At 60.7% G+C, this 11,637-nt stretch carries 11 protein-coding genes and 1 tRNA gene; 2 read left to right on the forward strand and 10 right to left on the reverse strand.

Features of this window, described 5'->3' with window-relative positions; translation table 11 throughout:
- Window positions 1-163: 163 nt before the first annotated feature.
- The 7 genes from AC3RLQ_RS07990 to AC3RLQ_RS08020 form a co-directional block, all read right to left on the reverse strand.
- A tRNA-Leu gene (locus AC3RLQ_RS07990) sits at window positions 164-247 on the reverse strand.
- Between the two features lie 19 nt (window positions 248-266).
- Entirely contained in the window at window positions 267-923 is a 657-nt protein-coding gene (locus AC3RLQ_RS07995; protein WP_493035974.1) for a hypothetical protein, read from the reverse strand.
- Between the two features lie 21 nt (window positions 924-944).
- The gene (gene floA / locus AC3RLQ_RS08000; RefSeq protein WP_422316261.1) at window positions 945-1,955 is read right to left on the reverse strand and encodes a flotillin-like protein FloA; all 1,011 of its coding nucleotides are present in this window, start codon (window positions 1,953-1,955) and stop codon (window positions 945-947) included.
- 37 nt (window positions 1,956-1,992) lie between these two features.
- Window positions 1,993-2,463 (reverse strand): NfeD family protein, encoded by a 471-nt coding sequence (locus tag AC3RLQ_RS08005; protein ID WP_493035976.1) that lies wholly within the window; start codon window positions 2,461-2,463, stop codon window positions 1,993-1,995.
- A 70-nt stretch (window positions 2,464-2,533) separates the two neighbouring features.
- The gene (locus AC3RLQ_RS08010) at window positions 2,534-3,955 is read right to left on the reverse strand and encodes a hypothetical protein (RefSeq protein ID WP_493035978.1); all 1,422 of its coding nucleotides are present in this window, start codon (window positions 3,953-3,955) and stop codon (window positions 2,534-2,536) included.
- 114 nt (window positions 3,956-4,069) lie between these two features.
- Entirely contained in the window at window positions 4,070-4,495 is a 426-nt protein-coding gene (locus AC3RLQ_RS08015) for a hypothetical protein (RefSeq protein ID WP_493035980.1), read from the reverse strand.
- 64 nt (window positions 4,496-4,559) lie between these two features.
- Window positions 4,560-6,383 (reverse strand): arylsulfatase, encoded by a 1,824-nt coding sequence (locus AC3RLQ_RS08020; RefSeq protein ID WP_493035982.1) that lies wholly within the window; start codon window positions 6,381-6,383, stop codon window positions 4,560-4,562.
- Window positions 6,384-6,691: 308 nt separating this feature from the next.
- Here AC3RLQ_RS08020 and rpmE point away from each other — a divergent pair, with 308 nt between their 5' ends.
- Window positions 6,692-6,961, forward strand: a complete 270-nt coding sequence (rpmE, locus tag AC3RLQ_RS08025) for a 50S ribosomal protein L31 (RefSeq protein WP_422320899.1) — start codon at window positions 6,692-6,694, stop codon at window positions 6,959-6,961.
- Between the two features lie 96 nt (window positions 6,962-7,057).
- Entirely contained in the window at window positions 7,058-8,137 is a 1,080-nt protein-coding gene (prfA, locus tag AC3RLQ_RS08030) for a peptide chain release factor 1 (RefSeq protein WP_493035984.1), read from the forward strand.
- Between the two features lie 24 nt (window positions 8,138-8,161).
- Here the strand turns inward: prfA and AC3RLQ_RS08035 are convergent, their stop codons facing one another.
- From AC3RLQ_RS08035 to AC3RLQ_RS08045, 3 genes are all read right to left on the reverse strand, one after another.
- A complete protein-coding gene (locus tag AC3RLQ_RS08035) occupies window positions 8,162-8,761 on the reverse strand; it encodes a hypothetical protein (RefSeq protein WP_493035986.1) in 600 nt (199 codons plus the stop codon).
- 46 nt (window positions 8,762-8,807) lie between these two features.
- Window positions 8,808-9,284, reverse strand: a complete 477-nt coding sequence (locus AC3RLQ_RS08040; protein WP_493035988.1) for a hypothetical protein — start codon at window positions 9,282-9,284, stop codon at window positions 8,808-8,810.
- A gap of 76 nt (window positions 9,285-9,360) precedes the next feature.
- Window positions 9,361-11,607: a S9 family peptidase gene (locus AC3RLQ_RS08045; RefSeq protein WP_493035990.1), complete on the reverse strand. Its 2,247-nt coding sequence runs from the start codon at window positions 11,605-11,607 to the stop codon at window positions 9,361-9,363.
- Window positions 11,608-11,637: the final 30 nt, after the last annotated feature.

Below are 11,637 nucleotides of genomic sequence, written 5' to 3' on the forward strand. Positions count from 1 at the left end.
GCTGAAGTGCTCACCACGGCTCGATAAGCCAGTCCTTTTCTCCAACACAATGTGCGGATGCACCGTCGCACAGGGACTTCCAAATCTGCCATCAGGTTTTTTGCCACCACCTGATTCAGGCCAATTTTCGTCCCCTCAAAACCCCAGCTACAGCTTCTTAGAGTACCGGCGGTCGGACTCGAACCGACACATCCTCACGGATACAAGATTTTGAGTCTAGCGCGTCTACCAATTTCACCACGCCGGCATTTCTCAAAGAAGGATCCTTAGATAGCTAAATCGCGGGAGGATTGCAAGGCTTTTGGCGGACCAAGTATCTCTTGCATCAAAATTGCCTGCCGCATGAGGGCGGGATCCTGGCGAAGCTGACGCAAGCTGGCCAGAATGGACCCCGCGGGAGCTGCGGGCTTGGACAGGACAACCGCTGGCGGTTCGGGCGTCACAGCGGGAGTTTTGACGGCGGCAACTGGGGGCACTTCCACGGGTGCGGCAGCCGCAAGGGCGGGCGGCTGCTGACGCTGGCGCTGGCGTTGGGGCTGCTGTCGCTGGGCCGGCAGGGGTGGCGCTGGACGCTGCGGCTGCTGGCGCTGGGCTTGGGGTTGCGGTCGGCGGGGCTGGGATGGTGCCTGGCTGGACTTGGCCACATCCTGAAGCTCTTTCCATGCCTTGCGCAGTTCATCCCAGGGGGACGGCGCTGCCAAGGGGGGAGGGCGGGGCGGAGCGGCCGATGGCTGCCCGGTCTGCTTGCGCCAGGCGGCTTCGCGCAGGCGCTGCTCTTCGGGGTCGGGCGGTGGTGCGGGTGCAGCGCCGGTCTTCTGCTGAAAGGTCTCCCACAGCCATTTCACGAAGCCTGCCAAGACCGCGATGACAATGATCGCCACCTGGAAAGGATCGAACTCGCTGCTCAGCAGTAGTGGATGCATGGTCAAAAAACGCCTGCGTGGTTATTTGGCGCCGGAGGATTCCCCGGCGATCTTGCTGCGCATGTCCGTGTCGGCGAGCACGTTTTTATACTTGGCGTAGTCCATGACGCCGAGCTGGCCGTTGCGGAAGGCTTCGGCGATCGCTAGCGGCACCTGCGCTTCGGCTTCCACCACGCGAGCGCGCATTTCCTGGGTGCGGGCGGACATTTCCTGCTCCAGCGCCACGGCGGCGGCGCGGCGCATTTCGGCCATGGCCTGAGCGATCTTCTTGTCGGCCTCGGCCTGCTCGGTCTGGAGCTTGGCACCGACGTTTTCGCCGACGTCGATGTCGGCAATGTCGATGGAAAGGATTTCAAAGGCGGTGCCGGCGTCTACGCCTTTGTGCAGCACGAGTTTGGAGATGGCGTCCGGATTTTCGAGGACGTCCTTATAAGAGGACGAGGAACCAATGCAGGTGACGATGCCTTCCCCCACACGGGCGATGACGGTCTCCTCCGTGGCACCACCCACAAAGCGGTCGAGGTTCGTGCGCACGGTCACTCGCGCACGGACGCGCAGGGAAATGCCATCCTTGGCAACGGCGTCGATCTTGCCGCCGCGGCCCATGTCGGGGTGCGGGCAGTCGATGACCTTGGGATTGATGCTGGTGCGTACGGCTTCGAGCACCGTTTTGCTGGTGCCTTTACAGGCGAGGTCGATGGCGCAGGCGCGGTTGAAATCGAGCGGGATGCCGGCCTTGTCGGAGGCGATCAAGGAGAGCACGACGTGAGTCACTTCACCACCGGCGAGGAAGTGCGCTTCCAGCTGATCGGTGCCGATGGGGATGCCGGCCTTGGCAGCCGTGATGCGGGTATCGACGATCAAGGCATTCGGCACACCCCGCAGCCACATGGCCAGCAGGGTGGGAAAGCTGACCGGCGCATTGGCGATGCGGGCACGCAGCCAGAGATTGAAAAACTTCGCAACCATCAGGAACAGGACGAGCGCGACAATGATGACGGCGCCGATGAGGAATATTTCGAGAGTGGACATGAGTGGGTGGTATGTGGGTTGAAGATGGAAGAATGTTTCAGACGATGCGGACCAGGAGATTGCCGGGTTCGGCAGCGATCACCTCGACACGGGTGCCGGCGGCGGCGAGGCCGTTCTGGCAGCGCACCTCGTAGCGCTGGCCGTCAATTTCAGCACGGCCCAGCGGGCGAAGCTCCGTGAGCGCCACACCTTGGGTGCCTGGTGCGGCTCCGAGAGCAGGCGGGGTCTCAATGCTCGTAGTGAGAGTCAGCGCACGCCGGAAAAACTTCACGGCAAACCAGCGCAGCCAGATGATCAAGACCGCCATGGCAAACACCACGATGGCCAGCGCAAGCCCCACCCGCTGGTTGGAAGTCCAGCCGACCAGCTCTTCTGACATCAAGGCAAGCCAGATGGCGGCGAATATGGCAAGGGTGCCTAGGATGCCAGCCACCCAGCCGGGCAGGAAGGTTTCCAGCATGATGAGCAGGATGCCGAACAGCGTAAGGATGGCAATACTGGCAAGCATGAGAACAAGATGCTGGATGCGTCATGACAGGGCGTCAACTTATGATGACGCCCCCGCGCTCCACTTTGGCTCAGGGAGTGCGCTTCGGCACCATGGACTGCCGCCAGTCTTTGGCCCCTACAGGGATGTCCCCCATGTTGAGAAACGTGGGTGAAGCGGGGCTGGCGAAGGTCGTGCGCGCGAGGCGGGTGGCATCGGCTGAAGTGGCAGGATCGAGAACATTCTGCCCCGGTTTACCCCTGCCAAGCGGGGCCCGGGCCAGGATCGGATCGCCACCCAGCTCGGCACGTGGTTCCACCCGTGTCCAGGTGTTTGCGGACCAGTAGTCGCCCTTCCATGAGCGATTGGCACTGGTGGGCACATAGATGGCGAAGCGGTCAAACAGCACCTCAGGCACATATCGGCTGCCCACGCGGCTCGCCAGCGGCGGATCGCTCGGATCCGGACGGCTTTCCGTCGATTCCAGCAGATACTCTTTGTCCTCGATCTTCACCACGCACCAGGCATGCCCGCCGAGATCGCCATAACGGCCCAAAGCCACCCGCACTTGGAAACCGCGGGACATCAGCCAGTCGGCCAGGAAGATGGAGGAATCCTCGCAGTCGCCATGCTGCAGGCGCTGAGTTTCATCCGCAAACTGCCAGCAGTCCGTCTGCTCCGGCTTGGCAAAGCTGCTGCCCGCCTTGGCACCGGGGTCATTGGTGTAGCGGCAGTTGGCATGGACGGCGGACCAGATGGTGAAAAGCTGCTGCACCCGCGACTGGTTTTTCGCAAACGCCGCCGGGGGCGCGTAGCCCGTCAGAAACTCGTTCACATAGTGGAAGCGGCCTGCGCTGTCCGCCGCGATCACGGCGTACTTGCGGTGACACTTCGGGCACTCGAGGGCCATGCTGCGCTGCGCTCGTGAGAGCTTCATGAAGTGCGGCTGCTTGCAGTGGACGCAGGTGCTGAAAAACGGTTCATCGCCGGACTGGGTCAGTTCCTCAGGTGTGAAATCACGCAGGCGCTGGCCCAGCACGAGCAGTGCCTCATGCATCAGTCCGCTGGCGCGTGGGCGCAGGGCGATGGCCATATGCGTCATCTCCGGCTGGGAGCGATGCGAATACTCATGAAAGCGCTGCAGCAGTTCCCGCAGGCTGGGACTGCTGGCGGAGCAGACGGAGACGCGGTAGTAGCGTGGCATGCCCTCCTGCACCAGTTCGGTGACTTTATCGAGGTTGGTCGTGTCGATTTTCGGAAACTCACGGGCCAGCCAGGCCTCCATTTCAGGATCCACCCGCAGGGTCGGCGTTTTCTCCGCCATGCGGGAATAATTGAACTGGTCCACCAGATCGAGGCGGAATTTGGCCGCCGAATACTGGGCGCCGGGGCTCGTCATCAGTTCGCCCAGCCGCATTTCCCAGCCATTCAGCCAGCCCTCCTTCACTGCGACGATCCCCCCCGCCAGCAGGACGGCGGAGGCGACTGACCATGTGATGAGGCGGCTGTTCATAAACGCCCCGAATTATAGTTTTTATAACGTTGCGCGCAACGAAAACCGGGCGCTAAGACAAAGTACTTACGTTTGAATCCTCCACTTGCGGGGGGACTGCTCACGGTGCCGTCGTTATTTTTTCACCTGAAAGGGAATCTGCGGCGCGTAAGGCCACAGTCTCGTCGAATGGGCTCCGACGGCCTCAAACAAGGTGCTGGGCTTGGTGGCAGTCGCAGCGTCCCTCAGATCGCCAAACCAGGCAGACTGCGGATTGCCTGGACCGTTGGAAACATAAATGCCGCCACGCTCTGCACGGCCCAGCAGCACCCCCAGAGTCTTGAGCGGCTCGGGAGCCAGATAGTAGGTGCCTCGGGTTGACACCAGCTCCGCTGTGTACACCCCGCCTGGGAACTGCACCCTTCCCTGTCCGCATTCACGAATCTCTCCCGCACCGACCACGATCCCCGGGCCCCCACTGGCTGTCGCTGGTGTAAAGGAGCCGCAGGCGGTCATGAGCATCGGGACGAGGGCAAGAAAGAAAGCACGTGTCAATTTCATACGGGATGGGTGGGAACTCTTACAGGCCGGAGACAGCTTGCAACATCAGGATTCATGCCATGAATCACTTTGTCTTCAGGGTCAGCGTCACACGCCGCACCTCCATGACCGTCTGCCCGGAGATCTCCAGCGCCTGCAGCGTCAGCAGTCCGCGCTTGGCCGGCAGCTTGATCGTGCCCAGTGACAGGCTGTGAAAATCACGCATGTAGCTCTCGCCTTTGCGTGGGGCGCGGTCCTGGTCATCCAGCAGACGCGGAAACCAGCCGGGGGTCACTTTGCCAGTCGTTTTGGCGGTGTCGAAGCTGAGTTCCACGGTCGATCCGGCATCGGCCTCCGGGCAGGCATAATCAATGCTCACCTCATATTCACCGGCGGTGTGCACGTCGATGTCCCAGGTCATGGCATCTTCCTTGGTCTTCCAGTTCACAAAGTAGGAGCAGTTTGGCGCATTCGAGCTGCGCTTAACCTCGCCATGCGGAATGCCATCGCGCGCTTCCAGCATCGTGATGGGAAACTCGGCGTAACCCACCGGATAGGGCCGGTCATCCGCGAAGGGTTCAGCCCCCGGATTTTTCCCCTTGGCCTTCCCCTGCCCCTTGCCTTTGGCACCGGCAGGAGTGGGAAAATAGGGTTTCCCAAAGACTTCCTGATGCCAGGCCGTGGCCTTGGCCGCCAGGTCAGCGGCGATCTGCGGTTGCTCGGCCGTGATGTCCTTGGTCTGATTCGGATCAGCCACCATGTCAAACAGCACGCCACTCGCATCAAGGCGATAGGTCTCCGAACGCACGCTGAGCTTGCCACCGTTGTAATTCATAAGTTCGCGCGGCCCGCGCTTCCACTCGCCTCCGAGCAGCAGGGTGGAGAAATCCCAGCCATCCAGCGGCTTGGTGCTCACGGGTTTCACGCCAGCGAGTGCCGTCAGAGTGGGCAGCAGGTCGATCGCCCCTGCGATGCGTGTGATCGTGCTGCCTTCCTTGATCTTGCCCGGCCAGCGCACGAAGAGCACGGAACGCACCCCGCCTTCATCCGTGACGCCCTTCTTCCCCTTCATGCCGCCGTTCCAGCGGACGCTGTTGGGGCCGTTGTCGCTGAAATAGACCACGATGGTGTTCTCGCTCAGCTTCAGATCATCCAGCTTCTTCAGCACCCGCCCCACATTCACATCGATGTTGTCCATCATCGCCAGCACCGTGCGGCTCACGGCGAGGTCTTCCTTTTCACCATCCGCACCCCGCATCGTCACCGGTGAGTCTTTGAACTTGTTCCAATGCTCGTCCGGCACGCTGAAAGGCGAGTGCGGCGTCGTCAGCGGGATGTAGCAAAAAAACGGCTTCTCTCGGTTGGTCTCGATGAACTCCATCGCCTTGCCCACCAGCACATCCACGATGAAGCCTTTGGCGCGAAACATCTTCCCATTGTGCTCCAGCGGCGGGTCAAAGTACTCGCCCCAGTGCCCCGAGGTGTAGCCCACGTATTCCTGAAACCCGCGCGCATTCGGGTGGTAGGGCCACTGGCTGCCATTGTGCCATTTCCCAAAGGCCCCCGTGGCGTACCCCGAAGCCAGAAAGGCGTCCGCGATGGTTTTTTCATCCGCGTTCAGCCGCTCCAGCCCCGTGGACACCCCCTTCACACCGCCGCGCGAATGGTAGCGCCCAGTGAGAAACTCGCCCCGCGTGGGCGCGCAAAGCGCACAAACGAAGTAGCGATCAAACCGCGCCCCCGACTGCGCCAGCGAATCAATGTTCGGTGTTTTGAGATTCGTGTTTCCATTGATCGAATAATCCCCCCACCCCGAATCATCCGCCAGCATCACCACCACATTCGGCCCCGCCGCATGGAGTTGGGTGCAAACGACGAGGGTGAGGAGGAGACAAAGTCGGTGGATCATGGTGTGCGCGGTAACGCAGCCAAGGGAGTGATGCTATCAGCGGGTTGAATGCGCCATGAGCCGCATTCGGGCGTCACAGCTCTCGCCAACACCATTCTGTACTGGGAGCGCCGTTTTTTAAACGGCTCCGGGTAGCTCCGCCACACGAACAAACTCCGCCCTTCTACGTTCGCCACGCCCCATCCGTCGCCCTATTTCCTCCTTCACTCCCCCTTGACCCCGCCTCAATTTCCACTAATCTGCTCATCCCCACGCTCCGGCGAAAGCTGCATTCCGCGCCTCGCCCGACCACGTGGTTCCCCACCACCATGAAAGAAAACATCCATCCCAAGACCACCGAGACGACGATCACCTGCACCTGCGGTGCCGTGTACAACACGATCTCGACCGTGCCAAACCTCCGTATCGGCATCTGCTCCGCCTGCCACCCGTATTTCACCGGTGAACAGCGCTTCATTGATACCGCCGGCCGTGTGGACAAGTTCGCCCAGCGCTACGGTTCCGTCCGCGCCCGCCGCACTGCTCCGAAGCTCGAAGCCGCTGCTCCTGCCGCCGCCGAAGCTCCTGCCGAAGCGTAGCTCACAGCCCCCTCCTTTTAGTCAAACGGTGTCCATGCCTCGTGCTGGGCACCGTTTTCTTTTTGTCTCTGCTCCCTCCCTTCTCTTTCCCCCCACATGGACTACTCAGGCGTCATCGCCGGCAAACGCACCCGCTTCGCGGATCTCGAAGACATCATCGGCCGCCCGAATTTCTACGACGATGCCAAGAAGGCGGGCGACATGCTGCGCGAACACCGCAGCCTGCAAAACCTGCTGACCTCATGGGATGCGTTTGAGAAAACCCAGGTGGAACTGGCCGAGAGCCGTGTGATGGCCAAGTCGCAGGAGGACAAGGAATTCGCCGAGATGGCCGCTGCAGAAATCCCCGTGCTGGAGCAGCGCCTCGTCGATCTCGAAAAGGCCATCCAGGAATCCATATTGCCGCCCGATCCGCTCGAAGGCCGCGACATCATTCTCGAAATCCGCGCCGGCACCGGCGGTGATGAAGCCTCCCTGTTTGCCGCCGATCTGCTGCGCATGTACACGCGCTTTGCGGAAGGCCGTGGGTGGAAGATTGAATCCCTCGACACCAGCCCCTCCGAAGTCGGCGGGTTCAAGGAAGTCATCGTCAAAATCAGCGGTGAAGACGTGTACCGCGTGATGAAATACGAAAGCGGTGTGCACCGCGTGCAGCGCGTGCCGGCCACCGAAGCGCAGGGCCGCATCCACACTTCCGCCGCCACCGTGGCCGTGATGCCCGAGGCCGAGGAAGTCGATTTCGAACTCAAGTCAGACGAGGTCCGCATCGAAGTCTGCCGCTCCTCCGGCGCAGGCGGTCAGGGCGTGAACACCACGGACTCCGCCGTGCAGGTGCTGCACATTCCCAGCGGCACCATCGTGCGCTGTCAGGACGGCCGCAGCCAGATCAAGAACAAGGAAAAGGCCCTGAGCATTCTGCGCTCACGCCTGCTGGAAAAGAAGCAGCAGGAAGAAGCCGCCAAGTACTCCGCGAACCGCAAAAACCTCATCGGCAGCGGTGGCCGAGAGGAGAAAATCCGCACCTACAACTACCCGCAGAATCGTGTGACGGACCACCGCATCGAGCTGACATTGTACAACCTCGATCAGTTCATGGAAGGCCGCATCGAAGGCATCCTTCAAGCCTTGCTGGCGAGCGACCTCAAGGAGCGGCTGGCAGAAGCCGGGCTGTCTTGATAGAGACGGGCGTTCAAACCCTGATCAGGAAACCCAGCTCTCGAAGGCTTCTTCGATGAGCTTGGGGCCGTCCTCGGTGAAGGCCCACAGGTGAAGCCCGCCCCGGGCAAACAGCGGACCCATGGTGGAGCAGTCATAGTGCACGCCGATGGGGGTGTCCGCGTCCAGGTTAAACCGCTCGCGCAGCGCCGTGAAATCCACGCCTTGCTCACCTTCCTCCAAGAAGAGCGACTGCAGCACGCAGTGGCAGACATACCCAGGGTCAGGGTTGATCGCCATGCAGAAGTCAAAATCCTTCTTTCGGACATAGACCAACCTTCCGCTGGTATCCCGGATGATCTCCCGGGCGGCTACCAAGCCAGGCTCATCCATGACAAAAACGATGATTGGTTCCTTGTCCTCCGGCCTTTCATCCGGGGGGCGCAGGTCCGCATAAACATTCCGCTCCAGAATGAGCTGAGGCCCCCAGTTGTCGAGCCAGTTCAAAAGATGCCCCCCGAGAATGCGGCACTGCATCTCCTGCAACGGCGTGAGGCTCTCCCGTGCAGGGATCGGCTCCAGCTTGAAGCACTCCTGCACCAGACCCCGCAATTCATCCGCCCAAATATTTTTGTATTCACTCATGAGAATTGGATGTTTTGCCTGCTTTACCTTCCCGGCTGCCAGCCCTTCAGCGCCCGTGGTGTGGCCCCGCTGGCAGCGTGCGCGTATAATCAAACACCCCTTTCCCCGGAGCCGGGAGGAAGACAAAGCCGTCCACGGCGTGTTTGTGGGAAAACCAGGCGGAGACGGGGTGAAAGGGCGCGACCGGCAGGTCAATGTATTTCCCGTGCTCCACACCATCGACCACGCTCTGAACGACGACGAGGTTCCCCCGATGCGTATACACCTTCAGGGGTTGCAGCTGCTGGATGCCGGGATCCCAATAGGCGGGAGGGACTTCAGTTCGGTTTCGTTCGCGATGTGTCAGGAGCGCTGCATCGTATGCCGACAGAGTTCTCCAGGCATCTCGCTGCAGGCCTTTGTGAAACGTTGATCCTGGATCTGCCGGGCCCTGCATGCAGCTGCACAGAAAGACAAGCAGCGCCCCCATGAAAACTACCGTCATGCAGCGCAGCGTGGCAGGAGGTGAAATGGACTCATTCATGATGCCATCTTCTGCCCTGCCCTTGAACATTCAACCTCGTTCTGACAGGCGCGTGTCCTGTTCATGAGTTGGAAAATCAATTCACGGGGAGATGCTGATGCAGATAGTTCGTCATCAGCTCATACAAATGACGCTGGGTGCCTTTGCCGGTGTTGATGGCGTGGTCACGATTCGGATAGGGCATGACGGTGAAGTGTTTGTTTTTCGCGACGAGTTCATTGATGAGCTTCTCCGTGCCCTGGTAGTGCACATTGTCATCGCCCGTGCCGTGCACGATGAGGAGATTCCCCTTCAAAGCCGCCACATGGGTGATGGGAGACCCGAGCCGATAGCCTTCTGCGTTGGCTTTGGGCAGGCCCATGTAGCGCTCCTCATAGATGGTGTCATAGAGCTGGCGGTCTGGCACGGGTGCCACTGCCATGGCCGTTTGATAAAGATCGGGATAGCGGAAGATGGCATCCAGACTGCTGCTGCCACCGCCGCTCCAGCCCCAGATGCCCACACGCTGCGGGTCGAGAAACGTGAAGCGCTCCAGCAATGCTTTCGTGGCGGCCGCCTCCTCCCGGGAGTTTATGATGCCGAGTTGAAGATGGATGCTCTTGCGCCAGTCACGTCCGCGCGGACTCGGCGTGCCTCGTGTGTCCACACTGGCGACCACATAGCCCTGCTGCGCCAGCATCCAGTGCCAAAGCCCGCGCTGCCCGCTCCAGGCATCGCGGACCGTCTGCCCGGCGGGCTCGCCATAGACGTGCATGAGCAGCGGATGCGGGCGTGACTTGTCCATGTCCTGCGCGGTGATGCAGAGAGCATCGCACGAAATGCCTCCGCCAATGTCCACGCGCATGAACTCGACTTTCGGCAGCTTGAGCGCCTCCAGCTTATCACGCAGGTTCTTCTGAGTCCTGAGTACATGCATTGTGTGATGATCTGGTAGCGAGACCAGTTGAATCACAGGTGGCGAGATCGCAGTCGAGTACGTATGCACGGCCAACTGCGAATCCTCGGTCATGTCGTAGCCATGCGTGCCCGGCTGATCCGCAGGCGAGAGCCGCTGCGGCTCACCACCCTTGAGACTGATTCGATAGAGATACCGCTGCGTGGCATTGGTGGGAGAGGCGTAATAGTACAGCCAGCCACCCTTGGCATCGACCTGCTTCACATCAATGATATCAAACTCACCCTGCGTGATGGGTGTCACTTCACCCGCCAGGGTGGCGCAATAGGCATGGCGCCAGCCGCTGCGCTCGCTGAGCCAGAGGAAGTCATCACCGATCCAGCGGATGCTGTTCTTGTTGTCCACCCAGGCCTTGTCCGTCTCGGTGAACACCATCTGCGTGGCACCCGTGGCAGGATCTGCGCGCATGACATGCAGCGTGTTTTGAAGACGATTGAACTGCTGCAGCAGCACCGCTTTGCCATCAGGCGTCCATTCCGCATGGGGCAGATAATGCTCACGCGGATCTCCCGGCACGGCCAGCCATGTAATGGCACCTCCTGCCGCAGAGACAACACCGAGGCGCGTGGCGGAGTTTTTCTCTCCTGCTTTGGGATAAGGAAAGGTGGTGATGCGCGGATAGCGGTCATCGGCATGATTCACCAGCGTGAAGCGCTTCACGTCTTGGGTATTGAACTGCCAGAACAGCAGGCGCGCGCCATCGGGGCTCCAGCGAAAGCCGTCGCGCAGGTCCAGTTCCTCTTCGTTCACCCAGTCAGAACATCCATTGATAAGTGTGGTGGAGCCATCCGCCGTCAGCGCAGTGATCTTCATGTCCGCCAGGCTTTGCACGTGCAGGTTGTTCTTCTGCACGTAGGCGACATGGCTGCCTTCGGGTGAAAACTTGGCGAACATCAGCGTCGCGGGCGCGGCAGTTCCGCCGAGCTTGCGCAGAGCTCCGGTCGCCACATTCAGCACCCAGTAGTCGCCACGCGTGTTCTTTCGCCACACCTTGCGCGTGTTGGCCAACAGCAGCACCTGCGACTCGTCCTTGGAGAACTCGAAGCTGTCCACGCTCAGCGGCTTCTTCTCGCCGGGAGCGGTCAGAGTTTTTGCGGAAGCAATGACCGTCTGCAGGCCCGGGGCAACATCATGGCGGACCAGATCTTTGCCGGGAATGTCCTTTCCATCTTTGTCTTTACCGAGCGGTTCGAGCGCAAAGTAATACGCCCCCTTCTTGCTCCAGTGCAGCGCCTCCATCTTGTCATCCTTGTACACTTCGTCTGTGAAGATGGCGGCCAGGGTCAGCTGCGCAGGATCAGCCGCAGCATGGGTGAATGTGGCCCCGTGGAGGGCAGCCAGCAGGAGACAAAGCAGGCGGAAGTGCATAAAGCCGCCATTTAGCGACATTGAACGCCG

The sequence above is a fragment of the Prosthecobacter sp. GW821-HT29F12 genome, assembly GCF_058803405.1.

Bases quoted from the DNA above. Each gene is read 5' to 3' on its own strand.
- AC3RLQ_RS08005 (WP_493035976.1), bottom strand. From the start codon at position 2,463: ATGCTTGCCAGTATTGCCATCCTTACGCTGTTCGGCATCCTGCTCATC.
- AC3RLQ_RS08035 (WP_493035986.1), bottom strand. From the start codon at position 8,761: ATGAGTGAATACAAAAATATTTGGGCGGATGAATTGCGGGGTCTGGTG.
- AC3RLQ_RS08040 (WP_493035988.1), bottom strand. From the start codon at position 9,284: ATGAATGAGTCCATTTCACCTCCTGCCACGCTGCGCTGCATGACGGTA.
- AC3RLQ_RS07995 (WP_493035974.1), bottom strand. From the start codon at position 923: ATGCATCCACTACTGCTGAGCAGCGAGTTCGATCCTTTCCAGGTGGCG.
- AC3RLQ_RS08010 (WP_493035978.1), bottom strand. From the start codon at position 3,955: ATGAACAGCCGCCTCATCACATGGTCAGTCGCCTCCGCCGTCCTGCTG.
- AC3RLQ_RS08045 (WP_493035990.1), bottom strand. From the start codon at position 11,607: ATGCACTTCCGCCTGCTTTGTCTCCTGCTGGCTGCCCTCCACGGGGCC.
- AC3RLQ_RS08020 (WP_493035982.1), bottom strand. From the start codon at position 6,383: ATGATCCACCGACTTTGTCTCCTCCTCACCCTCGTCGTTTGCACCCAA.
- prfA (WP_493035984.1), top strand. From the start codon at position 7,058: ATGGACTACTCAGGCGTCATCGCCGGCAAACGCACCCGCTTCGCGGAT.
- rpmE (WP_422320899.1), top strand. From the start codon at position 6,692: ATGAAAGAAAACATCCATCCCAAGACCACCGAGACGACGATCACCTGC.
- floA (WP_422316261.1), bottom strand. From the start codon at position 1,955: ATGTCCACTCTCGAAATATTCCTCATCGGCGCCGTCATCATTGTCGCG.
- AC3RLQ_RS08015 (WP_493035980.1), bottom strand. From the start codon at position 4,495: ATGAAATTGACACGTGCTTTCTTTCTTGCCCTCGTCCCGATGCTCATG.